Annotated in this window: 16 protein-coding genes and 1 riboswitch; of the genes, 10 read left to right on the top strand and 6 right to left on the bottom strand. The window is 73.5% G+C overall.

The window, feature by feature from the left end; all coding sequences use genetic code 11:
- The 5 genes from pucD (at position 1) to IF89_RS0113420 (ending at position 8,197) form a co-directional block, all read left to right on the top strand.
- A complete protein-coding gene (pucD, locus tag IF89_RS0113440) occupies positions 1-2,400 on the top strand; it encodes a xanthine dehydrogenase subunit D (RefSeq protein WP_030766097.1) in 2,400 nt (799 codons plus the stop codon).
- A gap of 324 nt (positions 2,401-2,724) precedes the next feature.
- On the top strand, positions 2,725-4,188 hold the full coding sequence (locus IF89_RS0113435) for an NCS2 family permease (RefSeq protein WP_030766094.1): 1,464 nt from the start codon (positions 2,725-2,727) through the stop codon (positions 4,186-4,188).
- A 130-nt stretch (positions 4,189-4,318) separates the two neighbouring features.
- Positions 4,319-5,470, top strand: coding sequence for an XdhC family protein (locus IF89_RS0113430; protein ID WP_030766092.1), 1,152 nt, complete (start codon positions 4,319-4,321; stop codon positions 5,468-5,470).
- Between the two features lie 131 nt (positions 5,471-5,601).
- Positions 5,602-6,849: a YncE family protein gene (locus IF89_RS0113425; protein WP_030766089.1), complete on the top strand. Its 1,248-nt coding sequence runs from the start codon at positions 5,602-5,604 to the stop codon at positions 6,847-6,849.
- A 103-nt stretch (positions 6,850-6,952) separates the two neighbouring features.
- Entirely contained in the window at positions 6,953-8,197 is a 1,245-nt protein-coding gene (locus tag IF89_RS0113420; RefSeq protein WP_030766086.1) for a GNAT family N-acetyltransferase, read from the top strand.
- Positions 8,198-8,244: 47 nt separating this feature from the next.
- On the opposite strand, the gene IF89_RS0113415 is transcribed toward IF89_RS0113420, so the two are convergent.
- Positions 8,245-10,461: a terpene synthase family protein gene (locus tag IF89_RS0113415; RefSeq protein WP_043193863.1), complete on the bottom strand. Its 2,217-nt coding sequence runs from the start codon at positions 10,459-10,461 to the stop codon at positions 8,245-8,247.
- 110 nt (positions 10,462-10,571) lie between these two features.
- A complete protein-coding gene (locus IF89_RS0113410; RefSeq protein ID WP_078628277.1) occupies positions 10,572-12,620 on the bottom strand; it encodes an ABC transporter ATP-binding protein in 2,049 nt (682 codons plus the stop codon).
- A gap of 350 nt (positions 12,621-12,970) precedes the next feature.
- Between IF89_RS0113410 and IF89_RS0113405 the strand changes: the two genes are divergently transcribed.
- Positions 12,971-14,479 carry an immunity 49 family protein gene (locus IF89_RS0113405; protein ID WP_030766078.1) on the top strand — a complete coding sequence of 503 codons (1,509 nt, stop codon included), beginning with the start codon at positions 12,971-12,973 and terminating at the stop codon, positions 14,477-14,479.
- A 127-nt stretch (positions 14,480-14,606) separates the two neighbouring features.
- Here IF89_RS0113405 and cobN read toward each other — a convergent pair whose 3' ends face one another.
- A complete protein-coding gene (cobN, locus tag IF89_RS0113400; protein WP_030766075.1) occupies positions 14,607-18,224 on the bottom strand; it encodes a cobaltochelatase subunit CobN in 3,618 nt (1,205 codons plus the stop codon).
- Between the two features lie 53 nt (positions 18,225-18,277).
- Positions 18,278-18,357: riboswitch (cobalamin riboswitch) on the bottom strand.
- 425 nt (positions 18,358-18,782) lie between these two features.
- Here cobN and IF89_RS0113395 point away from each other — a divergent pair.
- Genes IF89_RS0113395 through IF89_RS0113385 form a run of 3 tightly spaced genes read left to right on the top strand, consistent with a single transcriptional unit; the run spans position 18,783 to position 22,211 of the window.
- Complete coding sequence (locus IF89_RS0113395; protein ID WP_234327752.1) at positions 18,783-20,063, top strand: cobalamin biosynthesis protein CobG; 1,281 nt, start codon at positions 18,783-18,785, stop codon at positions 20,061-20,063.
- A gap of 4 nt (positions 20,064-20,067) precedes the next feature.
- Positions 20,068-20,715 (top strand): precorrin-8X methylmutase, encoded by a 648-nt coding sequence (locus IF89_RS0113390; protein ID WP_030766069.1) that lies wholly within the window; start codon positions 20,068-20,070, stop codon positions 20,713-20,715.
- Positions 20,712-22,211, top strand: coding sequence for a precorrin-2 C(20)-methyltransferase (locus IF89_RS0113385; protein WP_030766066.1), 1,500 nt, complete (start codon positions 20,712-20,714; stop codon positions 22,209-22,211). The genes IF89_RS0113390 and IF89_RS0113385 overlap by 4 nt, the downstream gene beginning before the upstream one ends.
- Positions 22,212-22,311: 100 nt before the next feature.
- Here the strand turns inward: IF89_RS0113385 and IF89_RS0113380 are convergent, their stop codons facing one another.
- From IF89_RS0113380 to IF89_RS0113370, 3 genes are read right to left on the bottom strand one after another with little or no spacing between them, the layout of a single operon-like run.
- Complete coding sequence (locus IF89_RS0113380) at positions 22,312-23,085, bottom strand: cobalt-precorrin-6A reductase (protein WP_051807048.1); 774 nt, start codon at positions 23,083-23,085, stop codon at positions 22,312-22,314.
- Entirely contained in the window at positions 23,075-23,824 is a 750-nt protein-coding gene (gene cobM / locus IF89_RS0113375) for a precorrin-4 C(11)-methyltransferase (RefSeq protein WP_030766060.1), read from the bottom strand. The genes IF89_RS0113380 and cobM overlap by 11 nt, the downstream gene beginning before the upstream one ends.
- On the bottom strand, positions 23,821-25,134 hold the full coding sequence (locus tag IF89_RS0113370; RefSeq protein WP_051807047.1) for a bifunctional cobalt-precorrin-7 (C(5))-methyltransferase/cobalt-precorrin-6B (C(15))-methyltransferase: 1,314 nt from the start codon (positions 25,132-25,134) through the stop codon (positions 23,821-23,823). The genes cobM and IF89_RS0113370 overlap by 4 nt, the downstream gene beginning before the upstream one ends.
- Before the next feature lie 143 nt (positions 25,135-25,277).
- Here IF89_RS0113370 and IF89_RS0113365 point away from each other — a divergent pair, with 143 nt between their 5' ends.
- On the top strand, positions 25,278-26,243 hold the full coding sequence (locus tag IF89_RS0113365) for an oxidoreductase (RefSeq protein WP_030766054.1): 966 nt from the start codon (positions 25,278-25,280) through the stop codon (positions 26,241-26,243).
- The last annotated feature ends 34 nt before the right edge of the window (positions 26,244-26,277 follow it).

The following is a 26,277-nucleotide window of genomic DNA, read 5'->3' as shown; positions in this document are numbered from 1 at the left end:
ATGGCCAACACTCGCACCGTGCCCTCCGGTACGCCGACGAACGTCACCCAGAAGCACACCAAGGGTGGGATCGGCGAGTCCACGCTCCGCCCGGACGGCACCCTCAAGGTGACCGGTGAGTTCGCGTACTCCTCGGACATGTGGCACGAGGACATGCTGTGGGGCCAGACGCTGCGCAGCACCGTCGCCCACGCCGAGATCGTCTCCATCGACATCTCCGAGGCGCTGGCCATGCCGGGCGTCTACTCGGTCCTGACGTACGACGACCTGCCGGCCGAGATGAAGAACTACGGCCTGGAGATCCAGGACACCCCCGTCCTCGCCAACGGCCGGGTACGCCACCACGGTGAGCCGGTGGCCCTCGTGGCCGCGGACCACCCGGAGACCGCCCGCCGCGCGGCCGCCAAGATCAAGATCGACTACCGGGAGCTGCCGCTCGTCACGGACGAGGCCTCCGCCCTCGCCGCCGACGCGCCGCTGATCCACCCGGGCCGCGACGACCACCACTCCGGCCACGTCCCGCACCCGAACATCGTGCACCGCCAGCCGATCATCCGCGGCGACGTGGAGGAGGCCCGCAAGCGCGCCGACGTCATCGTCGAGGGCGAGTACACCTTCGGCATGCAGGACCAGGCCTTCCTCGGCCCGGAGTCCGGCCTCGCCGTGCCGTCCGAGGACGGCGGTGTCGACCTCTACGTCGCCACCCAGTGGCTGCACTCGGACCTCAAGCAGATCGCCCCCGTCCTCGGCCTGCCCGAGGAGAAGGTCCGCATGACGCTTTCCGGCGTCGGCGGTGCCTTCGGCGGCCGCGAGGACATCTCGATGCAGATCCACGCCTGCCTGCTGGCCCTCGCGACCAACAAGCCGGTCAAGATCGTCTACAACCGCTTCGAGTCCTTCTTCGGCCACGTGCACCGCCACCCGGCGAAGCTCTGGTACGAGCACGGCGCCACCAAGGACGGCAAGATCACGCACATGAAGTGCCGGATCGTGCTCGACGGCGGCGCCTACGCCTCGGCCTCCCCGGCCGTCGTCGGCAACGCCTCCTCGCTCTCCGTCGGCCCGTACGTCGTCGACAACGTCGACATCGAGGCGATCGCGCTCTACACGAACAACCCGCCCTGCGGCGCGATGCGCGGCTTCGGCGCCGTCCAGGCCTGCTTCGCCTACGAGGCCCAGATGGACAAGCTCGCGGCGAAGCTGGGCATGGACCCGGTGGAGTTCCGCCAGCTGAACGCCATGGAGATGGGCACGATCATGCCCACCGGCCAGGTCGTGGACTCCCCGGCGCCGGTCGCCGAGCTGCTGCGCCGGGTCAAGGCCCGCCCGCTGCCGCCGGAGCGCCAGTGGGAGACCGCCGGCGAGGGCGCGGACGTCCGCGCGCTGCCGGGCGGCCTGTCGAACACCACGCACGGCGAGGGCGTCGTCCGCGGCGTCGGCTACGCGGTCGGCATCAAGAACGTCGGCTTCTCCGAGGGCTTCGACGACTACTCCACCGCCCGCGTGCGCCTGGAGGTCATCAACGGCGAGCCGGTCGCGATGGTCCACACGGCCATGGCGGAGGTCGGCCAGGGCGGTGTCACCGTCCACGCGCAGATCGCCCGTACCGAGCTGGGCGTCACGCAGGTGACCATCCACCCGGCCGACACGCAGGTCGGCTCCGCCGGTTCCACGTCCGCCTCGCGGCAGACGTACATGACCGGTGGCGCCGTGAAGAACACCTGTGAGGCCGTGCGCGAGGCGCTGCTGGAGATGGGCCGCCGCAAGAACGGCTCCTACCACCCGGCCTGGGCCCACGCCGAGCTCCTCCTGGAGGGCGGCAAGGTCGTCACCGACGGCGGCGAGGTCCTCGCGGACATCGCCGACATCCTGGAGGACGAGGCCATCGACCTCGAACTCGAGTTCCGCCACCGCCCGACGGTCGCCTTCGACCTGAAGACGGGCCAGGGCGACGGCCACGTCCAGTACACCTTCGCCGCGCACCGCGCGGTCGTCGAGGTGGACACCGAGCTCGGCCTGGTCAAGGTCGTCGAGCTCGCGACCGCCCAGGACGTGGGCAAGGCCCTCAACATGCTCTCCGTGGTCGGCCAGATCCAGGGTGGTACCACCCAGGGCCTCGGCGTGGCGGTCATGGAGGAGATCATCGTGGACCCGAAGACCGCGAAGGTGCGCAACCCCTCCTTCACGGACTACCTGATCCCGACCATCCTCGACACCCCGACCATCCCGGTCGACGTCCTGGAGCTCGCCGACCCGAACGCGCCGTACGGCCTCCGCGGTCTGGGCGAGGCACCGACCCTGTCGTCCACCCCGGCCGTCCTCGCGGCGATCCGGCAGGCGACCGGTCTGGAGCTCAACAAGACCCCGATCCGTCCGGAAGCCCTCACCGGGACCCTCTAGGACGGACCCGGTCCGGGGGCCGCGAGGCCCCCGGACCCCCTCGGACTCTCCGGGCGGTGCGACTCGGGAACGTCACACTTCACCGCCGCACCGCCCGGAGTACTCGAAGCACCGCACCGCTCGCGGTCGCCTTCGGCCGGCAGTACCCCTGCGAAAACCCCCATGTAGTACAAGCGGACACCCCGCTCTACCCGCAGTACACGCAGTGCACCTTCGCGTCGCCTCGGGCCGTCACCCCGGGTCGTGCAGCCAAACGCAGCATCCCAAATCCCGCATCTCCAATCCCCAAGCGGGTGCCCCTTTGAACCTTGGGAGTTAGGCACCATGACCCAGTCGTCAGTGGAGCCCAAGACCACCGCGGAAGAGGCCGGCGACGGCTCTCCGACCCCCGCCGGCACGTCTTGGCTCGACCGTTACTTTCACATAACCCACAGAGGGTCCAACGTCGGCAACGAGGTTCGTGGCGGTATCACGACCTTCATGGCGATGGCGTACATCCTCCTGCTCAACCCCCTGCTCCTCTCGGGCAAGGACGTCGCCGGAACCACGATGGACGGTTCCGCGATCATCACCGCCACGGCTTTCGCCGCCGCCGTGACGACGCTCCTCATGGGCTTCGTCGGCAAGGTCCCGCTGGCGCTCGCCGCCGGACTCTCCGTCTCCGGCGTGCTCGCCTCGCAGGTGGCCCCCCAGATGACCTGGCCGCAGGCCATGGGCATGTGCGTGCTCTACGGTGTCGTGATCTGTCTCCTGGTCGTCACCGGCCTCCGAGAGATGATCATGAACGCGATCCCGCTCGCCCTCAAGCACGCCATCACCATGGGCATCGGCCTCTTCGTGGCCCTGATCGGCTTCGTGAAGGCCGGTTTCGTCGGCAACGGCGGGGAGTTCATGCCCCCCGTCCAGCTGGGTGCGACCGGTGAGCTGTCCGGCTGGCCCGTCCTGCTGTTCGCCGTCACCCTGATCGCCATCTTCATGCTCCAGGCCCGCAAGGTGCCCGGCGCGATCCTGATCGGCATCATCGGCGGCACGGTCCTGGCCGCCATCCTCAACGCCATCCTGGACATCGACCCCAAGGCCTGGAAGAACGGCCCGCCGGAGCTGGACGGCTCCGCGGTCTCGATGCCGAACTTCTCGCTCTTCGGCGACGTCTCCTTCGGCGGCTGGGGCGACGTCGGCTACATGACCGTCGGCATGATCGTCTTCACCCTGGTGCTCGCCGGCTTCTTCGACGCGATGGCCACCATCATCGGCGTCGGCACCGAGGCGAAGCTGGCCGACGACAAGGGCCGGATGCCGGGTCTGTCCAAGGCCCTGTTCATCGACGGCGCCGGTGGCGCCATCGGTGGCGTCTCGGGCGGCTCCGGCCAGACCGTGTTCGTCGAGTCCGCCACGGGCGTCGGCGAGGGTGCCCGCACGGGCCTCGCCTCGGTCGTGACCGGCCTCTTCTTCGCCGCCTGCCTCTTCTTCACCCCGATCACGCAGATCGTCCCGGGTGAGGTCGCCTCCGCGGCGCTGGTCGTCATCGGCGCGATGATGATGCAGAACGCCCGCCACGTCGACTGGGCGGACACCTCCACCTCGATCCCGGTCTTCCTGACCGTCGTGATCATGCCGTTCACCTACTCGATCACCGCCGGTGTCGCCGCAGGTGTCATCTCGTACGTCGCCATCAAGATCGCTCAGGGCAAGGCCCGGGAGATCGGCGGCTTCATGTGGGCGCTGACGGGTATCTTCCTGGTCTTCTTCGCGCTCCACCCGATCGAGAGCTGGCTCGGGGTCGGCTGACCCCCACCCCCACGGGGTCGCCCGACCCCGTGGGGCCGCCCGTACGCCCCGGCGCCGCCGGACGTACGCGGCACCACCCGCACCCTCCGCCTGTCCGATACTGGAACCGAATCCTCCGAGGAGGCCGCACATGCTGGACATCGCCGAAGAGCTGAACCGGTGGGTCGAGCAGGGACGCGACTTCGCCGTCGCCACGGTCGTGGCGGTCGGCGGCAGCGCGCCCCGGCAGCCCGGGGCCGCCCTCGCCGTCGACAGCGAGGGCACGGCCATCGGCTCGGTCTCCGGCGGATGCGTGGAGGGTGCGGTGTACGACCTGTGCCGGCAGGCGCTCGAAGACGGGGAGGCCGTCGGTGAGCGCTTCGGCTACAGCGACGACGATGCCTTCGCCGTGGGTCTGACCTGCGGCGGCATCATCGACATCCTCGTCACCCCGGTCCCGGTGGGCTCGCCCGCCCGGGCGGTGTTCGAGGCCGCGCTGGCCGCCGCCGCCCGCGGGGAGGCCGCCGCGCTGGCCCGGGTCGCCGAGGGACCGGCCGAGCTGATGGGACGCGCCGTGCTCGTCCGGACGGACGGGCCCTACGAGGGCGGCCTCGGGGGACACCCGGAGCTGGACCGCACCGTGGCGGAGCAGGCCCGGGCCCTGCTCGACGCCGGCCGGACCGGCGTGCTGGAGATCGGCGCGGACGGCGGGCTCTGCGGAGAGCCGCTGAAGGTGCTGGTCGAGTCCAGCGTCCCGGCCCCGCGGATGATCGTCTTCGGCGCCATCGACTTCGCCTCCGCCCTCGTGCGGATCGGCACGTTCCTCGGGTACCGGGTGACCGTGTGCGACGCCCGGCCCGTCTTCGCGACCAAGAACCGCTTCCCCGAGGCCGACGAGATCGTCGTGGACTGGCCGCACCGCTACCTGGAGCGCACGGAGGTGGACGGCCGGACCGTCCTGTGCGTGCTCACCCACGACGCCAAGTTCGACGTCCCGCTGCTGCAACTGGCCCTGAGACTGCCCGTCGCCTACGTCGGCGCCATGGGTTCCCGCCGCACCCACGAGGACCGCAACAAGCGGCTGCGCGACGTCGGCGTCACCGAGCTCGAACTGGCCCGGCTGCGCTCCCCGATCGGCCTGGACCTCGGCGCCCGCTCCCCGGAGGAGACCGCGCTGTCCATCGCCGCCGAGATCGTCGCCAACCGCCGCGGCGGCAGCGGCGTCGCCCTCACGGGCGCGCACATCCCGATCCACCCGGACGTCGCGGGCACCGTGGTCGACAGGATCGGCTCCGTCGCTTGAAGGAGTGACGGCGGAAGGTGAGGAAAGGGCGCACCCCGTGGGGGTTGCGCCCTTTCGGCGTTCCCCCTATCTTACCCGCCGGTAATCGGAGGTCACCCTCTCCATCCTTTCCTCACAACGGAGTTGAGCGGATGTTGCGTACCGTGCGAACCCTGGGCGTGCTGGCAGCGGCCACCCTCCTGACCGCCTTCACGCCCGCCCCGGCCGCACCGCCCGCCGCGGCGGAGGGCGGCCTGCGCGAGGTGCTCTTCGTGGGGAACAATTGGGAGGGGACCGCCGACGTCCTCGCCTCCACCGGAGACCTGGCCAAGGTCGGCCGGATCGACGTGATCCCCGACAAGGCCGAGCGGCTCCGCGAGATCTACCTCAACCCGGTCAAGCTCGCCTTCTTCCTCGGTATCCGCGAGAGCGCCGGAGAGGGCCACGACCAGTTCGTCGACGACATGTTCACCACTCCGGACGGCTCCGCGGTCGTCGTCTCCCGCCCCAGTTTCGCCGACGTCGTCTCCATCGACCTGGCCTCCGGACGCATCAACTGGCGCTTCCCCGTCTCCGGTCACCGCTCCGACCACATGGCGGTCTCCCCGGACGGCACCCGCGTCGCGGTCTCGGCCTCCACCTCCAACACCGTGCACGTCCTGGACATCTCCACCGGGCGCCAGGCCGGCTCCTTCCGCACCGGCGACAAGCCGCACGAGAACACCTTCACCCGTGACGGCCGCTACCTGTGGAACAGCTCCATCGGCGAGGTGAACACCGCACTCGACGCGCCCTGGCTGGACTGGACGAAGGGCGACCGGAAGATCACCGTCGTCGACGCGCAGACCTTCCGCACGGTCCGGGTGATCGACATGCGGGAGCGGCTGGACGCCTTCGGCCGCAAGGACCTCTCCGACTCGGTACGCCCCGTCTCCTTCAGCCCCGACGAGTCGAAGCTGTACTTCCAGGTGTCGTTCTTCGGCGGCTTCCTGGAGTACGACGTGGCCACCGACCGGATCACCCGCCTCAAGGACCTCCCCGCCAACCCCGCCACCAGCACCGACCGCACCAGCTGGGTCAACGACTCCCGCCACCACGGCATGTCGATGAGCCCCGACGGGACGAAGCTCTGCGTCGCGGGCACCATGGACGACTACGCGACCGTCGTGGACCGCGCCACCCTCGCCGAAGGGCCGCTGGTCCCCGCGTCCAAGCCCTACTGGGCCACGGTCAGCGGCGACGGGACCGCCTGCGTGATCTCCGAGAGCGGCACCGACCGGGTGACGGCCATCGACTTCGCGACCGGCGCCAAGCGGGTGTCCGTCCCCGTCGGGGACCACCCGCAGCGGGTGCGGATCGGGCACGTGCCCGCCGCCTGGGCCGGCCCGACGGGCCGGTAGCCGCAGGCCGCCGCCCAGGAACCGGGATACGGAAACCGGCCGAACCCGCAGATCAAGCCACTATGGGATGACTGGTCCCCGATGACCGATTAGTCTCGTGATCATGGTGGACATCCGCGACGTGCCCGAGGCCGACATCGACCGCGCCCTGGAGCTCGCCTACCTGGTCTTCCACGACCGCCCGCCGAAGGAGGCCCGCGAGCGGCACCACGCGCTGCTCGTGCGCTGCGACCGGATCGGCGCCTACGACGGGGACGCCCTCGTCGGCTTCATGGCCGCGCACGACTTCCGGCTCTCGGTGCCCGGGGCGGACCTGCCCTGCCCCGGGCTCACGTTCGTCGGCGTCGCGCCCACCCACCGGCGGCGCGGTGTGCTCACCGGGCTGATGGCCCGGATGATGCGGCGCACCACCGACGCCGGTCGCCCCCTCGCCGCCCTCTGGGCCTCCGAGGCCGCCATCTACGGCCGCTTCGGCTACGGCAGCGCCACCACCGGCGCCACCGTGGAGATCGACTCCACCCGGCCGCTGGCCCTGCGCATCGACCCCGACCCCCGCCCGCTGCGGCTGGTCGACCCCGACGAGGCCGTCGACGTGATCGGCCCCCGCCACGAGGCCGCCCGCGCCGGCCGGGCCGGCCGCCCCACCCGCAGCCCGGAGCGCTGGCACGAGGAGTGGCTGGCCGAACAGGACGAGGAGGACGAGGAGCTCAGCCCGCCCAGGATCATCGTCCTGGGGGAGCCGGACGAACCCGTTGCCGGTTACGTCCTCTACCGCACGAAGCCCGAGTCGGCCGGGGACACGGCGGGGGCCGCCGCCCGCACCGCCGGGCTGGTGCGGGTCGACGAGCTGGAGGCCGACACCCCGGCGGTCGCCGCCGCCCTCTGGGAATGCCTGGCCGCCCTCGACCTCACCGGCAGGGTCTCCGCCCGGAACCGCCCGGTGGACGACCCGCTGCTCCACTTCGCCGCCGACCGCGACCAGGTGCGCGTCACCGCCCAGTTCCCGGCGCTCTGGCTGCGCCTGGTCGACGTACGCGCGGCGTTGACCGCACGGTCCTGGGCCGCGCCGGTGGACCTGGTGCTGGAGGTCCACGACGTACGGCTGCCCGCCAACGCGGGGCGGTTCCGGCTCAGGGCCGGGCCGGAGGGGGCGACGTACGCCCATGCGGACGGCGCCGCCGACCTGGCCCTCGATGTACGTGAGCTGGCCGCCTGCTACCTCGGCGGGACCCGGGTCCGCGACCTCGTCGCGGCCGGGCTGGTGCAGGAGCACACCCCGGGGGCGGTGGCCGCCCTGGACGACGCCCTGCGCACACCCGTACTGCCGCACACGGGCGACGAGTTCTAGTCCGCGCGGTGGTGGGGGCCGCCGGGCCGCCCCCGCCGCCGTACGGCTCACGCCGGCCGGGACAGCCGGGCGGCCGCCATGCCGAAGCCGGGGCCGAGGACCGCGGCGGCCAGGCCGCCGTCGGACCGGCGCAGGTCCTCGGGCCGGTAACGACGGCACTGCGCATGCCAGTTGAGGACGCCTGCGTGCCAGTCCCGCAGCTCCTGCACGTAGGCGTCCAGGGCGGCCCGGGCCCCGGCGTCGAGCTTCCAGTCGTCGTGGAGCAGCGGCAGCCGGCTCGCCGCGATGTGCTCGAACTCCTCGGTGCGCCGGGTCATCAGCGAGTGGCAGATGTGCAGGGCCTCCGGATAGCCGATGTCGAAGAAGTTCCGTGTGACCAGGATGTGGTTGTGGACCTCACCCTCGAACTCCACCTCCTTCTGGTACGAGTAGACGTCGTTGACCAGGCAGGCCGCGTCGGCGACCGCGTTCTCCAGGGAGCGGATGGTCCCGGAGGCGTAGATCTCCTCCGGGATGCCGCGGCCCCGGTGCCCGAGTCGGCAGAGGTACATGGTGAGGCGGCTGCCGAAGGTGCGCCGCCGCATCTCCGCATAGTCCACCGGGTCCGGGATGCGGTGGTGCACGGCGTTGTCCACCTCCCACAGCCAGCTCTCCAGCATCTCCACCACCGTCGCCCGGAACTCCGCGCGCTGCTCCATCGGCATGGCGGCGCTTGTCCGCAGCCACAGGTCGGCGAGCCCGCGCTCCATCGCGGTGGCCGGCTGCGGCTGCGCGGAGTGGTCGACGGGCAGCATGGCGACCAGCCGGGCCGTGGTCGCCTTGGCAGCCTGCAGGCCCCCGGCCCGCGCGAAGACCGCCGGGTAGTAGTCGTCGCCGTAGGTGCCCCAGGTCAGCCAGCAGGCGTTGAGGGCGAGTCCGTCGGGTGTGGCGTCCGGGTCGATTCCGGCCGAGCAGAGCGCGAAGTCGTAGCCGCGCAGCTTCTCCTCGGTCCAGATGGCCGACCCGGGATCGCCGGGCTGCGGGTCCAGCAGGCCCGTCCGCCGGGCCCAGGCGACCGACTCCTCGCGCGCGTGCGCCAGGTGGGGGCTCAGCGTGAGCCGGTGCGGCATGTAGATCTCCGGGATCACCGAGGGCCCGGTGGGTTCGAAGGGGACGTGGGTGAAGGAGCGGTGGCGCAGCTCCACCGAGCGCCGGGTGAACATGGACCGCAGGTCCAGCGCGCTGGTGCCGAGCCCCGACGGCATGAACGGGAGGGTGAGCGGGGCGGTCGGGCGGGCCTCCTTGTTCATGTAGCGACCGGAGACCATGTGCCATTCGTGGCCGCCGGACTGCCAGTCCTGGAGCCCCTTGGTGTAGGCGAGCACTGCTGCGATCTCGGTCGGCGCCAGGGCCAGGTCCGCGAAGAGCTGGGGCAGTTCGCACAGGGCGGTCTGCTCGAACTGCTGGAGGCGGGAGGTGAGCAGGTCGTTGCAGACCTCCGCGGCCTCCTGGGTGCCGCAGCCGAGGAACGTCTCCAGGACCAGCACGGCGTTGGAGAGTTCACCCTCGTCGGTCACCTCCCGTTCGTAGGAGAAGAGGTCGTTCCTGAGGTGGACGGCGTCGGAGAAGGCGTCGCGCAGCACGCCGAGCGGTCGCGCATGTGCGACGCGCGCCGGGACTTCGGCGGCGACGAACTCGACGAGGCCCGCCGACCAGGGGGCGCCGCCGACCTTGCGGCGCATCTCGATGTATTCGAGGGGGTTCGCCACCCGGCCGATGTCGATGTTGGCCAGCTCCCACATCGACTCGTCGAGGAGGTTCCTGGTGGAGAGGGAGAACCGTTCCCGCCAGTCCGCGGACATCGAGGGAACGGTTCGCCGCCACAGATCGGCGAGACCGGCCTCCACGGGGTTGGTCGGCTCGGGGAAGCCGGCGGCCGGGTCCATCGGCATGAAGGCGGCCAGCCGGTCGAGGTACGCCTTGGCACCCAGGCGGTCCCGCGAGCGCTTGAAGGTCTCCAGGAAGTGGTCGTCGAAGAAGAACACCCACACATACCAGTCGGTGACCAGCGACAGCGCCTCGGCGTCGCAGTCCGGGTGGGTGTAGGAGCACAGTAGCGCGTAGTCGTGCGCGTCGAGGTCGCTCTCCTCCCACACCCCGGAACCCTCCAGCATCCCGAAGTCGCGTGCCCACCGCTTGGTGTGCCGCCTCGCCTCCTCCAGGTGGGGGTTCAGTCGCGCCGGATACGGCAGGTAGAAGTCCGGCAGTCGGAACGGCTGCGTCACGGCGGGGTCGGCCCTTCGTCGAAGGTGCGGGGGCCGGTGGCCCGGCCCCCGCAAGAAGATCAGCAGTGCCCCGTCCCGGGTGCCCCCGGGACGGGGAGGAGTTCACCGCATCAGGTGACGGAAGTGTCGTTCGGGGCCGTGCGGGCCTGGCGGGGGTCGGGCACGCGGGCGTCCGGGCGGGGCCGCGGTGCGGCCGGGGGCCGGGTCGCCGGCTCGGGGTGCCCGGCGAACTGCTCCGCCTGCATCCGGAACATCGACGCGTACCGGCCGCCGCGTGCCATCAGCTCCTCGTGGCCGCCCTGTTCGACGAGCCGTCCCTCGTGCAGTACGTAGATGACGTCCGCGAACCGCACACCGGACATGCGGTGCGTGACGAGGACGACGGCGCGCTGCGGCCCCGCCAGCCCCCGGATGCTGTCGAAGGCCGCGATCTCCGCCTCCGGGTCCAGTGCGGAGGTGGGCTCGTCCACCACGATGACGCGGGCGTCCCGGAACCGGGTCCGGGCCAGCCCGACCTTCTGCCACTGGCCCCCGGACAGCTCCGAGGCGCCCCGGAACACCCGGGCCAGCAGCGTCTCGTAGCCGTTCGGCAGCTTCTCGACCACGCGGTCGGCCCCCGCGTACCGGGCCGCGGCGACCACCTCGGCCGCCCGTTCCACCGCCTCGTCGCAGCCCTCCCCACCGGGCCGGCCGATGGCGATGTTGGTCCGGGCGGTCACCGGCCACCGCTCGAAGTCCTGGGTCAGGAGCGCGACCCGGTCGAAGACCTGCTGCCGGTCGGCACCCCGCACGTCGACACCGTCCCAGGTCAGCGAGCCGGAGTCCGGCAGGTGCAGCCCCGCGAGAAGCTTGACCAGCGTGCTCTTGCCCGAGCCGTTCTCGCCGACCAGCGCGACCACGGTGCCGGCCTCGATGGTGAGCGAGACCCCGTCGAGAGCGGGCTCCTCCCGGTCCGGGTAGCTGAAGCGGACGTCCTCCAGCCGCACCGTTCCCAGCCGCTCCGGCAGCGGCAGCCCGCCGCCGGGGATGGCCCGCCGTCCGGCCTCGGCGACGAACCGTTCCAGGTCCCGTACGTAGAGGGACTCCTCGTGGAGGGTGTTGGTGGTGGCGACCAGCGCGCCGAGGCTCGCCGATCCGGTGCGCACCGCGATCACTGCGGTGCCGGCGACCGCGAGGTCCATCCGGCCGGTGACGATGAGCGCGATCATCGCCCCGTACGTGATTAGCGCGGCCGTACCGGAGAGCGCGGCGGCGAGCAGTTCGGTGGCCGCCTTGTCCTTGGCCAGGCGGGTGGCTTCCGTCTCCGCGACCTCGGCCATGTTGCGGTAGTGGCCCAGCAGGTAGCGGCCGACTCCGTGCACCCGTACCTCGGGGGCCGAGGTACGGGAGATCAGCAGCTGGCCGATGAGCCGGGCGGCCCGCACGTGCTCGACCCAGGTGATCACGGACAGGTAGCGGCGCTGCGCCACCCGCATCGCGCCCCAGCCGCGCGGGGCGGCGATCAGCAGCAGCATGGGCAGCAGCAGCGGGTGCAGGACGGTGAGCACCCCGGCGGTGGCGACGAGGGAGATGACCCCGCCGAGGGTGGCCACGCAGGCGCCGACGGTACGGCGGGCCGACGGCGGGCCCCACTGGGCACTGTCCAGCAGCCGCCTGAACTCCCCGTCCTCGATGGCTTCGAGTTCCACCTCGACGGCGGCCTTCAAGTACTGCTCGTGCGCGGCCCGTTCGATCTTCGGCTCCAAACGTCCGGCGGCCGCCGTGGAGCGGGAGGCCAGTACGGCCCCCAGGACGGCGACCAGCGCGCCCGCGGCCAGGGCGGGCAGCGCGGCATGCAGCCGCTCGGCGGGACTGCCCGGCGCGAGCAGCGTACGGAGCACCTCGCTCAGGACGAGCAGGCCGGCGGCGGAGGTGACCCCCTGCCCGGCCTCGGAGGCGGCGACGGTCAGCAGCGCGGGCCGGTCGGTGTCCCAGGCCAGGCGCAGCGTGCCGGCGACCATGCGGGGCATGGAGCGCAGGGTGGACAGCAGCCGCCCCTCCAGACGGGCGTAGTCGTGATGGGACCAGCCGGCGTCGTAGCGCAGGGGCCCGCCGAAGAGCCGTCGTTCGCTCTCGGAGACGGTGGGCTGGAGGGTCGTGGGCCGTTTGAGCAGCCTCATGCGCGGCCACCTCCGCCCGGTGCCGTGTCGAACACCACATGAACGTGCACGGATCGCAAGTTTCCTCCCGAGGCGCTGTCGGCTGCGCGCTGACGCCGGAAGAACGTGGCTGCTCAGAGCGGCGTCACGGCCTGCCGGGAACGAAAGCCCGCACACAGTTGCGACGCCCGCCCGGACCCCAAGGGCCGTGCGGAGACCCGCCCGTTCGAACCACCCGCAGGTGTCGGCCCCCTCTTCCGAGGGATTGCGCCCGCCCCTGCCGCCCGGAGGGAGCGGCCGCCTGCCGCGCATGCCGGACCGGCCGTCGGGGGCCGGGGGCGGGGTGAGGGGGCGTCTCGTAGGGTTCGGGGGTGAACCGAGACAACTCACCTGAATACAGCGCCGGTCGTGGCGGCGAGAGTGCCGAGGAGCTGCTGCGCGGGGTGCACGCGCGGCTGCTGCCCGTCGGGTTGGTCACACCGGAGGTCGCCGGCGGGATGCGCTACGCGCGGATCATCGCGGACGATCTGGTGTACGCCTACGCCTTCGACGGTCCCACCAGCGTGCGTTCCCTCACCGACGCGGACGTGGAACGCGTCGGGGCCGAGGAGCTGGGGCGGGCGGCGCACGCCAACCTGATGCGGATGCCGGTCTCGTACGAGGAGATCCCCCTCGCAGGGCGTGCCACGCTGCACTCCGTCTTCGGCGACTCGCACTTCGTCGCCTCCAAGGCGCTGTACCTGGGGGAGCTGGCGCGCCAGGTCACCGGTGTGATGCTGCCGTCCGCCGGTGCCCTCGTCGTCGTCCCGACCCGGCACCTGCTCGCCTTCCACCCGATAGCCGACGGCTCGGTGGTGGACGCTCTCAACGATCTCGCCGCGTACGCCCTCGGTGCCTACGAGGATGGTCCCGGACGGCTGTCACCGCGCGTGTACTGGTGGCACCGGGGCGGCCTTACCTCGCTCACCGTCGTCGACGAGGACACGCGCACGCTGTCGCTGCGGCCCCCGCAGGAACTTCTCGGCCTGATGAAGGGGCTGGTCCGCCTCGACGGTGCCGGGCGGATCGCCGTGGACCGCGCCGCCCCGGATCCGGCCGGTCTGACCCGGACGACCGTCGAGTCCGTCGCACGGCTCGCGCAGGACCCGTCGGGGCTCGGGGAGGCCTTCGCCGCGGCACTGGCGCTGGCGCACGTGCGCTGCACCGACGATCCCGTCGTCTCCGAGCTCGTCACGTGGGACGCGTGGGAGACGGCCGTACGCCTCGGCTCCGCACTGTTCGCCGGATCCGAGGCGGAGCAGTGGTACCTCGGCGAGGAGAACGCCCTCCGGTTGCCCGCCACGCCCGCCGCCCCGCCCGCGGACGCCCGGGCCTGGCTCGACGCCGTCTACCTCGCGCTCGCCTGCCGCGCGCACGACCGGGTCGCCCGGCTGTGCCGGGTCCCGCTGGAGACGCTGCGGCAGGACGACACCGTCGACGCCTACGTCCTGCACTGGATCGACACCCTGCGGACCTACCTCTCCGGCGGCCCGTCCGACGAGGTCGTGGAGAAGCTGCTCGCCGCCATCGGGACGTCCCTGCCCGAGGCGCTCACGCACGCGCCGGACGACTTCGTGAACCGGATCGACTTCCAGCCGGTCTCGCTCTTCCACCGCCTCTTCACCCAGGAGCACGAGGCCTTCGCCGAGGTACTGGCCGAGGCTCTCGCAGAACACGGCGGCTACTGGGGGCAGTCCGGGGCGCCGCGCGCCAGGGTGGCGCTCGGTCCGCTCGCCATGGCCTGCCTCGCCCACGACCGGGGCTTCCTGATCGACCCGGCGCGGCTGCCGCACCTGCCCCGGTACCTCGTCGACGGCAAGCGGGTCGAGGACATCTCCTGACGCACCGGCGGCACACCGCGGCGTGAGCCGGTCGTGCGCGGTCCCGACCGCCCGAAGGCCGCCCTCGCCGACCCGCCGGAGCGGGGGGCGAGGGCGGCCTTCGTCGTACGGGCGGCGGGCGGCGGGACTACTCCGCCTCACCCTCCAGGTTGCCCTCCGTGTCCAGGTACACCTGCCGCAGCGCCTCCAGCACCTGCGCGTCCGGCTTCTCCCACATGCCGCGGGACTCCGCTTCGAGCAGGCGCTCCGCGATGCCGTGCAGCGCCCACGGGTTGGCCTCCTCCAGGAAGGCGCGGTTCACCGGGTCCAGGACGTACGTCTCGGTGAGCTTGTCGTACATCCAGTCCGCGACGACGCCCGTCGTGGCGTCGTAGCCGAAGAGGTAGTCCACCGTGGCCGCCAGCTCGAAGGCGCCCTTGTAGCCGTGGCGGCGCATCGCCTCGATCCACTTCGGGTTCACCACACGGGCGCGGAAGACGCGCGAGGTCTCCTCCACCAGGGTGCGGGTCTTGACCGTCTCCGGACGGGTGGAGTCGCCGATGTACGCCTCCGGGGCCGTGCCGCGCAGTGCGCGGACCGTGGCCACCATGCCGCCGTGGTACTGGAAGTAGTCGTCGGAGTCCGCGATGTCGTGCTCGCGGGTGTCCGTGTTCTTCGCCGCGACCGTGATCCGCTTGTAGGCCGTCTCCATCTCGTCGCGGGCCGGGCGGCCTTCGAGGCCACGGCCGTAGGCGTAGCCGCCCCACACCGTGTAGACCTCCGCCAGGTCGGCGTCCGTGCGCCAGTCGCGGGAGTCGATCAGCTGGAGGATGCCCGCCCCGTACGTACCCGGGCGCGAGCCGAAGATACGGGTCGTCGCACGGCGCTCGTCGCCGTGCACGGCCAGGTCCGCCCGGGCGTGCGCGCGGACGTAGTTCTCCGACTCCGGCTCCTCCAGCGACGCCGCCAGCCGGACCGCGTCGTCCAGCAGGCCGATCACATGCGGGAACGCGTCACGGAAGAAGCCCGAGATGCGCAGCGTCACGTCGATGCGCGGCCGTCCCAGCTCCGCCGGCGGGATCGGCTCCAGCCCGGTCACGCGGCGCGAGGCCTCGTCCCAGACCGGGCGGATGCCGAGCAGCGCCAGGGCCTCGGCGACGTCGTCGCCCGCCGTGCGCATCGCGCTCGTGCCCCACAGGGACAGGCCGACGGAGGCCGGCCACTCGCCGTTGTCGGTGCGGTAGCGCGTGAGCAGGGAGTCGGCCAGCGCCTGCCCCGTCTCCCATGCGAGGCGGGACGGCACGGCCTTGGGGTCGACGGAGTAGAAGTTGCGGCCCGTCGGCAGGACGTTGACCAGGCCGCGCAGCGGCGAGCCCGAAGGGCCGGCCGGGACGAACCGGCCGTCCAGGGCGGCGACCACATGGGCGATCTCGTCCGTCGTCCCCGCCAGGCGCGGCACCACCTCGTGCGCGGCGAACGCCAGGACCGCCGCCACCTCCGGGGCGTGGCCGGCGGCGACCGCGGCGACCGCGGACGGGTCCCAGTCCGCGTCCTCCATCGCCTGCACCAGGGCGCGGGCCGTCTCCTCGACCGCGTCCGCCGAGGTACGGGTGGCCGCGGCCTCGTCCAGGCCGAGCGCCTCGCGCAGCCCCGGGAGGGCCGCAGTGCCGCCCCAGATCTGCCGGGCGCGCAGGATCGCGAGGACCAGGTTGACCCGGGCCGCACCCGTCGGGGCACCGCCCAGGACGTGCAGACCGTCGCGGATCTGGGCGTCCTTGACCTCGCACAGCCAACCGTCGACGTGCAGCAGGAAGTCGTCGAAGCCGTCGTCGTCCGGCCGCTCCTCCAGCCCCAGGTCGTGGTCGAGCTTGGCCGCCTGGATGAGCGTCCAGATCTGCGCGCGGATGGCCGGCAGCTTCGCCGGGTCCATGGCGGAGATCTGCGCGTACTCGTCCAGGTGCTGCTCCAGGCGCGCGATGTCGCCGTACGACTCCGCGCGCGCCATCGGCGGCACCAGGTGGTCGACCAGGGTGGCGTGCACGCGGCGCTTGGCCTGGGTGCCCTCGCCCGGGTCGTTGACCAGGAACGGGTAGACGAGCGGCAGGTCACCGAGGGCTGCGTCCGGCGCGCAGGCGGCGGACAGTCCGGCGTTCTTGCCGGGCAGCCACTCCAGGTTGCCGTGCTTGCCCAGGTGGATCATCGCGTCGGCGCCGAAGCCGCCGTCCTCCGCGCGCGCCTGGATCCAGCGGTACGCGGCCAGGTAGTGGTGCGAGGGCGGCAGGTCGGGGTCGTGGTAGATCGCGATCGGGTTCTCGCCGAAGCCGCGCGGCGGCTGGATCAGGATCAGCAGGTTCCCGCGGCGCAGGGCGGCGAGGACGATGTCGCCCTCCGGGTTCGCGGAACGGTCCACGAACATGCTGCCCGGGGCCTCGCCCCAGTGCTCCTCGACGCTCTCCCGCAGCTCGGCCGGCAGCTCGGCGAACCAGCGCCGGTAGTCGGCGGCGGGAATGCGGACCGGGTTGCGCGCCAGCTGCTCCTCGGTGAGCCAGTCCTGGTCGTGGCCGCCGGCCTCGATCAGGGCGCGGATCAGTTCGTCGCCGTCGCCCGAGACGAGACCGGGAATGTCGGCGACCGGGCCGAAGTCGTAGCCCTCGGCGATGAGGGTGCGCAGCAGTTCCACCGCGCTGGCCGGGGTGTCCAGGCCGACCGCGTTGCCGATGCGGGAGTGCTTGGTCGGGTACGCGGAGAGGACCAGCGCGATCTTCTTGTCGCGGCGCTCGATGTGCCGCAGGCGGGCGTGGCGCACGGCGATGCCGGCGACCCGGGCGGCCCGCTCGGGGTCGGCCACGTAGGCGGGCAGGCCGTCCTCGTCGAGCTCCTTGAAGGAGAACGGGACGGTGATCAGGCGGCCGTCGAACTCGGGCACGGCGACCTGGGTCGCGGCGTCGAGCGGCGAGAGGCCCTCGTCGTTCTCCTCCCAGGCGGAGCGCGACCCGGTGAGGCACAGGGCCTGGAGGATGGGCACACCGAGCGCGGCGAGCGCGCCCGCGTCCCAGGACTCGTCGTCCCCGCCCGCCTGGGCGGTGGCGGGCTTGGTGCCGCCGGCCGCTAGGACGGTGGTGACGACGGCGTCCGCGGAGGCCAGCGCCTCGACCAGCCCCGGCTCCGGGCTGCGCAGGGAGGAGACGTAGAGGGGGACCGGCCGGGCGCCGTGGGCCTCGATCGCGTCGCAGAGGGCGTGCACGAAGCCGGTGTTGCCGCTCATCTGGTGGGCGCGGTAGTAGAGCACGGCCACCTCGGGGCCGTCGGCCCGCTGCGCGGTGCGCTCCAGGGGGCCCCAGGTGGGGGCGGCGGCGGGCGGTTCGAAGCCGTGGCCGGTGAGCAGGACGGTGTCGGAGAGGAACCGCGCCAGCTGTTCCAGGTTGGCCGGGCCGCCGTGCGCGAGGTAGGCGTGCGCCTCGGCCGCGATGCCGATCGGTACGGTGCTGGCCGCCATCAGCTGGGCGTCCGGGGCCTGTTCACCCGTCAGGACCACCACCGGACGGGTCTGGCCGGGGGCCAGCAGCAGGTCCAGGCCGTCCTGCCAGGCGCGCAGGCCGCCCAAGAGGCGTACGACGACCAGGTCGGCGCCGTCGAGGAGACCGGGGAGGTCGTCGAGGGGGAGGCGGGAGGGGTTCGCGAACCGGTACGGGACGGGGGCGTCCGCCGTGTTCGCTGCGCGAGCGCTGAGCAGATCGGTGTCGGACGTCGACAGCAGCAGGATCATGCGGCGGCAGGCCTTCCTCGGGGTTTCCGCGCCCCGGGCAGTGAGGACAGCGGGAGTTCCTGACTCACCCGGCCGTGTGGCTCTGCCGGGTTCACAGTGGCGGGACCGCGCCGGATTCGCACCGGGCTTCCTCCCATGTCGCCGTCCTCGGCGACGGCGGACCGTATGGGCCGCCGGAAGGTCATCCTAGGTGGCGTGCGCGGTGGTCGGGAGCGGGGGTGGCCGGTGGCTCCGCCGGCTGGGGCGGGTGCGGTGCGCGGGTGCGGCGCCGCTGCGGGGGCTCTGCCCCCGAACCCCCGCGCCTCAAACGCCGGCGGGGCTGGAGATGTGCGGGGGCTCTGCCCCCGGACCCCCCGCGCCTCAAACGCCGGCGGGGCTGGAGTGTGCGTGACGGGGCTGGGAGTGTGCGTGGCAGGGCTGGGAGTGTGCGGGGCGGGGCTGGAAGCGTGCGCGGCGGAGCCGGGTGTGTGCGCGGCAAGGCCGGAGAGGTGGGGCGGGTGACGGAGGGTGGCGGTGGACACAGTTCCGGGGAGGGGAATCGTGGGTATGCTCGCCGCCATGCCCCAGCCGCCCTCCGCCGTATCGCGGGACGAACCCGTCATACGGGACCGCGGTGACGCCTGCCCCGGTGCGCTCCGGCTGCACGCGGCGGACGACGGATACCTCGCGCGCGTCCGGCTCCCCGGCGGGCTGCTGACCGTGCACCAGGCCGCGCTGCTGGCTTCGGCCGCCGACCGGTTCGGCGACGGGCACCTGGAACTCACCTCCCGCGGCAACGTCCAGCTGCGCGGCCTCGGCGACGGCTGCGGCACCGCGCTCGCGGAGCTGCTCGACGCCGCCGGGCTGCTGCCGGCACCCAGTCACGAACGCGTACGCAACATCGTGGCCACCCCCGCCTCCCAGGACGTCCTGCCCTGGGTGCGCGAGCTGGACCGCCTGCTGTGCGCGAACACCCGCGTCACCGCCCTGTCCGGCCGCTTCCTCTTCGCCCTCGACGACGGGCGCGGGGACGTGGCCGCGCTGGATCCCGACGTCACCGTGCTCGGGCGGCCGGGCGGCCGGGCCCTGGTGCGTCTGGGGGCCGCCCCGGGCGCCGTGGCCGTCGCCGTGCGCAACGCCCCGCGCGCCGCGCTGCTCGCCGCCGAGTACTTCCTCGACGCCGTCGAAGCGGCCGGCACCCGCGCCTGGCGGGTGGCCGAACTCCCCGCAGGCCACGCCCTGGACGACGCCGGGTTCGCTGCCCGGCTGGCCGCCGCCGGCACCGACGCGCTGCGTGTGCCCGCCGTCGACTGGCCCTCCTGTGCCCCGCCCGCGCCCGGCCCGCGCGATCCCCTGTGCGTGCTGCCCCCCTTCGGCCGGCTGAGCACCGGTCAGTGGAGGGTCCTCGTGCAGGTGGCGGAGGGCGGCGACGGGCTGCGGATCACCCCGTGGCGCACCGTCGTCCTCCCCGGCACCCCGGACCCGTCCCCCCTGGAGGCGGCGGGGCTGGTCGTGTCCCCGGACAGCCCCTGGCGGGGCGTCACCGCCTGTACAGGGCGACCCGGTTGTGCCAAGTCCCTCGCCGACGTACGCGCCGACGCCCGCGCCCTGGTGGACCGGGCGCGGGGGCCGCTGCCCGTCCACTGGTCCGGCTGCGAGCGCCGGTGCGGCCACCCGCGGGGCACGCAGTGGGTGGACGCGCTCGCCACCGCGGACGGATACCGGCTCTCCGTGGACGGGCGCACCCTGCCGCACCGGCCGGACCTGGCGGCCGCCCTCACGGCCGCACGCGACGGCACCGCACGCGACAGCGCCGTACGCAAGACCACCTCATCAGCCCAGAGTCCGAAGACGCAGTGAAGAAATGAGCGAGTACACCGTGTTTGAGTACGAGAAGGACGGCGCCGCGATCTACCGCCAGTCCTTTGCCACGATCCGCGCCGAGGCGGATCTCTCCGGGCTGCCCGCCTCGGTCGCCCAGGTCGCGGTGCGCATGATTCACGCCTGCGGGATGACCGACCTCCCCCAGGACCTGGGATACACCCCCGAGGTGGTGCTGCGCGCCCGTGCCGCTCTGGAGGCGGGGGCGCCGATCCTGTGCGACGTCCAGATGGTCGCCAGCGGGGTCACCCGCAAGCGGCTGCCCGCCGACAACGACGTGATCTGCACCCTCTCCGACCCGGCGGTCCCGGACCTGGCCGCGAGGATGGGCACCACCCGCAGCGCCGCCGCCCTCGAAGTCTGGCGCGACCGCGGTCTGTTGGAGGGCGCGGTGGTCGCCGTCGGCAACGCCCCGACCGCCCTGTTCCGGCTGCTGGAGATGATCGAGGAGGGCGCCCCGCGCCCGGCCGCCGTCATCGGCGTGCCCGTCGGCTTCATCGGCGCCGCCGAGTCCAAGGACGCCCTCGCCGCCCACCCCTCCGGCCTCGACCACCTCGTCGTGCGCGGCCGCCGCGGCGGCAGCGCCATCGCCGCCGCCGCCCTCAACGCCATTGCGAGCGTGGCCGAATGAGCGACGCACAGCCCAAGGGCCGCCTCTACGGCGTCGGACTCGGCCCCGGCGACCCGAACCTGATGACCCTGCGGGCCGTCGAGGTCATCGGCGAGGCCGACGTCGTCGCCTACCACAGCGCCCGTCACGGCCGGTCCATCGCCCGCTCGATCGCCGCGCAGCACCTGCGCGACACGCACATCGAGGAGCCGCTGGTCTACCCGGTCACCACCGAGACCACCGACCACCCCGGCGGCTACCAGGGCGCGATGGAGGAGTTCTACGAGTCCGCCGCGGCCCGGCTCGCCGCCCACCTGGACGCCGGCCGGACCGTCGCCGTCCTCGCCGAGGGCGACCCGCTCTTCTACAGCTCGTACATGCACATGCACAAGCGGCTCGCGGACCGCTACGACACCGAGGTCGTCCCCGGCGTCACCTCGGTCAGCGCGGCCGCCGCCCGGCTCGGCACCCCGCTCGTGGAGGGCGAGGAGGTCCTGACCATCCTCCCCGGCACACTGCCCGAGGAGGAGCTGACCGCGCGCCTCGCCGCCACCGACTCGGCGGTCGTGATGAAGCTCGGCCGGACCTTCCCCGCCGTGCTCGGCGCCATGGAGCACAGCGGCCGGCTCGCCGAGGCCCGCTACGTCGAGCGGGCCACGATGGAGGGCGAACGCACGGGCCTCCTCGCCGGCACCGACCCCGCCAGCGTGCCGTACTTCGCCGTCGCCGTGGTGCCCAGCCGGATCGGCAACCCGGGCAGTGTGCCGTCCGGCCCCGGCGAGGTCGTCGTCGTCGGCACCGGCCCGGCCGGTCCGCTGTGGCTCACGCCGCAGACCCGGCGCGCCCTCGCGGACGCCGAGGTACTGGTCGGGTACACCACCTACCTGGACCGGGTGCCCGTCAGGCCCGGCCAGATCCGGCACGGCTCCGACAACAAGGTGGAGTCGGAGCGCGCCGAGTTCGCCCTCGACCTCGCCCGCCGCGGCAAGCGGGTGGCCGTGGTCTCCGGCGGCGACCCGGGCGTCTTCGCCATGGCGACGGCCGTCCTGGAGGTCGCCGCGCAGCCGGAGTACAAGGACGTGCCCGTACGGGTCCTGCCGGGGGTGACCGCGGCGAACGCGGCGGCCGCCGCGGCCGGTGCCCCGCTCGGCCACGACTACGCGACCGTCTCGCTGTCCGACCGGCTCAAGCCGTGGGAGGTCATCGCGGAACGGCTGCGCGCCGCCGCCGCTGCCGACCTCGTGCTCGCCCTCTACAACCCCGGCTCGCGCAGCCGGACCTGGCAGGTGGCGCAGGCCCGGGAGCTGCTCCTGGAACTGCGCGCGCCGCAGACCCCGGTGGTCGTCGCCCGCGACGTCGGCGGCCCCGAGCAGTCGGTCCGCATCGTCACGCTCGCCGAACTGGAGCCGTCCGAGGTCGACATGCGCACGATCCTGCTGATCGGCTCCTCGCAGACGCAGATCACCGAGCGGGCCGACGGTTCGCGGATCACGTGGACGCCGCGCCGCTACCCGTGACCGTGACGGGTGCGAGGTGACGGGCCGCCGGGCCCGGGGTGCGGTGCCGCTCCGGGCCCGGCGGCCGCACGTCCGCTGCCTCAGCCGGTCGGGGGCGGCCTCACGTGTGCTGCCGCAGCCAGTCCAGGGCCGCGGGCACCGAGTCCGCTTCCGGCACGCCCTCCGGGACCGGGGGCCGGCGCACGACGAGGACCGGGAGGCCCGCCTCGCGGGCGGCCGCCAGTTTGGGGGCGGTGGCCGAGCCGCCGCTGTCCTTCGTCACCAGGACGTCGATCCGGTGCCGCGCCAGCAGCTCCCGTTCCCCGTCGAGGGTGAACGGACCCCGGTCGAGCAGGACTTCGAGGTGCGCGGGCACCGGCCCCGCCGGCGGGTCCACCGAGCGCACCAGGAACCAGACGCCGTCGAGGTCCGCGAAGGTGTGCAGGCCCATCCGGCCGGTGGTCAGGAACGCCCTGCGGCCCAGCCCCGGCAGCAGGGCGGCGGCTCCGGCCAGCGAGTCCGCGAGCGTCCACGCGTCGCCCGGGCCGGGCTCCCAGCCGGGGCGGCGCAACGCCAGCAGCGGGACCCCCGAAAGCGCTGCCGCCCCGGCCGCGTTGAAGCTCATGCGCTCCGCGAAGGGGTGGGTGGCGTCGACCACCCGGGTGACCCCGTGCGCGCCGATCCAGGCCGCCAGCCCGGCGACCCCGCCGAAACCGCCGATGCGCGTCCCGCCCGGCGGGAGAACGGGCGCCGCGACCCGCCCCGCCAGCGAGGTCGTCACCCGGTACGAGGACCCGCGCGCCAGCGCCTCCGCCAACCGGCGGGCCTCGGTGGTGCCGCCCAGGATCAGGACGTGGCCGCCGACCGGGCCCGCGGCCGCCGGTTCAGCAGACATGCCGGTCGCGTTCGGGGGAGTACAGGTGGCTGTCGCGGAACTGCTGCGCGCCGAGGGTGCGGCCCACCACGATGACGGCGGTGCGGACGAGGCCCGCTCCCTTCACCTGGCCGGCGATGTCGGCCAGGGTGCCGCGCAGGATCAGCTCGTCGGGCCGGCTGGCCATGGCCACCACCGCGACCGGGCACTCGGCCCCGTAGTGCGGCAGCAGTTCGTCCACCACCCGGTCCACGTAGCGCGTGGCCAGGTGCAGGACGAGGAGCGCGCCGCTGCGGCCCAGGGTGGCCAGGTCCTCGCCGGGCGGCATCGGCGTCGCCTGCTGGGCGATCCGGGTGAGGATCACGGTCTGCCCCACGGTGGGCACCGTCAGCTCCCGCTTGAGGGCGGCGGCCGCGGCGGCGAAGGCCGGTACGCCCGGGACGACCTCGTAGGGGATGCCCGCCGCGTCCAGGCGCCGCATCTGCTCGGCGACGGCGCTGAAGATCGACGGGTCGCCGGAGTGCAGCCGCGCCACGTCCAGGCCCGCCTCGTGGGCGCGTACGCACTCGGCGACGATCTCGTCCAGGTTCAGCTGCGAGGTGTCGACGAGGCGGGCGTCCACCGGGCACTCGGCGAGCAGCTCGCGCGGCACGAGGCTGCCCGCGTACAGGCAGACCGGGGCGGCGGCGAGGGTCCGGGCACCGCGCACCGTGATCAGGTCGGCGGCGCCGGGGCCCGCACCGATGAAGTACACGGTCATGTCTGATCCTTCTCCTTCGTTGCCGGCCGGGGTGTCGGCCGGTGTGCCGTCCGGGGCGACGACTGCGGTGCCGCCGCGGGCTTCGCCACCGACCACTGGGTGACCGGCATGGCCTGCCGCCAGCCCGTGAAACCGCCGACCGGCACGGCGTGCGCCACGGCCAGCTTCACCAGGTCGCCGCCGTGGCGCCGGTGGCGCTCGGCGAGGACCGCCTCCGATTCCAGGGTGACCGTGTTGACGACCAGTCGGCCGCCCGGGGCCAGGGCCGCCCAGGCCGCGTCGAGCAGGCCCGGCGCGGTCAGTCCGCCACCGATGAACACGGCGTCGGGCGCCGGGAGCCCGGCGAGCGCCTCCGGCGCGGAGCCGACGACCACGCGCAGGCCGGGCACGCCGAGCGCCGCCGCGTTGTGGGTGATCCGGGCCGCGCGCTCCGCGACGCGCTCCACGGCCACCGCCCGGCACGAGGGGTGCGTTCGCATCCACTCGATGCCGATGGAGCCCGAGCCGCCGCCGATGTCCCACAGCAGCTCGCCCGGGGCCGGGGCGAGCGCGCACAGCGTCGCCGCGCGGACGTGGCGCTTGGTCAGCTGCCCGTCGTGCTCGTAGGCGGTGTCCGGCAGGCCCGGGGTCGCGCCCAGACGCGGCGCGCCGTGGGACGGGTCCCGGCGGCAGTCGACGGCCACCACGTTCAGGGGGTCGCCGGGCGGTCGGGTCCAGGTGTCCGCCGTGCCCTCGTACGCGTCCTCGCGCTCCGAGCCGAGCTGTTCGAGCACCCGCATCCGGCTCGGGCCGAAGCCGCGCTCGCACAGCAGGGCGGCGATCTCGCCGGGGGACGCGGCGCCCGCGCTGAGCACGAGGACCCGGCGCCCCTCGTGCAGCGCGGCGGCCAGCCGGGCCACCGGCCGGCCGACGACCGTGACCACCTCCGTGTCCTCCACCGGCCAGCCCAGGCGGGCGCACGCGTAGGAGACGGACGACGGGTGCGGGCGGACCAGCAGGGCGCGCGGACCGAGCTCCTCGGCGAGGGCGCGGCCGATCCCGTAGAACATCGGATCACCGCTGGCCAGGACCGCGATCCGGAGCCCGGCGTGTTCGGCCATCAGCGTCGGCACGGCCGGCCGCAGCGGGCTCGGCCACGCCACCCGCCGCCCGGGGCACTCGGCGGCGGGCAGCAGGTCCAGCTGGCGCGGCCCGCCGATGAGGACCTCCGCCGAGGACAGCGACGACCGTGCGGCGGCGGTGAGCCCGGCCCACCCGTCGGCGCCGACGCCGACGACCGTCACGGGCAGGGGGGGCGGTGCGGAAGTCACTGCGCTGTACCTCGGGGCGGGAACGGGATGAGGGCGGAACCGCAGCCTACTGGCCTGCGGCTGCGGCGCCCGCGCCCACCCTCGCCAACCGGGACGGCCCCCCGGGGCTACCCTCGGGAACCACCGCGACCGAGGGAGCTGCCATGCCCGGCTGGAACGCCACGAACGTCCCCGACCAGAGCGGCCGGGTCGCCGTCGTCACCGGAGCCAACAGCGGCATCGGCTACGTCACGGCCCGTGTACTCGCACGGCGCGGTGCCTCGGTCGTCCTCGCCTGCCGCAGCGCGGCCCGCGGCCGGGCCGCCGTGGTCCGGCTGCGGGCCGAGGTTCCGGGGGCCGAGGCGGAGTTCCTGCCGCTCGACCTCGCCGACCTCTCCTCCGTACGGGAGTTCGCCACCGCCTGCGGACGACGGCACCCCGCGCTGGACCTGCTGGTCAACAACGCCGGCGTGATGGCGCTCCCGTACGGGCGGACCGCCGACGGGTTCGAGACCCAGTTCGGCGTCAACCACCTGGGGCACTTCGCCCTGACGGGGCTGCTCCTGCCGCGGCTGCGGGCCGCCGCCCCCGGAGCCCGGATCGTGAACGTCTCCAGCGGCTTCCACGTCCTGGGGAGGATCCCCTTCGGGGCGGACGGCCCTGCCGAGACGGGCGGCTTCGGCGGACCGGGCAGCGAGCACGCCTACCGCCGCTGGGTCGCCTACGGCCGCTCCAAGACCGCCAACCTGCTCTTCACCCACGAGCTGGCCCGCCGCTTCACCGCCGCAGGCTCCCGGATCACCGCGGCCGCGGCCCACCCGGGCTACGCCGCCAGCAACCTCCACGCCGGAGCGGCCGCGGTGGAGGGCCACACCCTGACCTCGCGGGCGGCGGCCCTCGGCAACAGCGTCCTGGCGCAGCCGACCGAGTCGGGCGCACTTCCCACCCTCTACGCGGCAACCGCGCCGGGCGTCCGGCAGGACGCCTTCATCGGCCCGCGGTTCGGCTGGCGCGGCGCGCCGGCGCCGTCCTGGCGGGCGGGCTGGACCCTCGACGACACCGCGGGCGAACGGCTCTGGGCCGCCTCCGAGCAGCTGACAGGCGTCTCCTACGCGTCCCTGCCGCGCTGACGGCAGCCCCGGCGGGCCGTGCCGCAGGTGGGCG

This window comes from Streptomyces sp. NRRL F-2664, from assembly GCF_000719345.1.
GTDB lineage: Bacteria > Actinomycetota > Actinomycetes > Streptomycetales > Streptomycetaceae > Streptomyces.
This window is presented reverse-complemented; position numbering and strand designations above follow the sequence as displayed.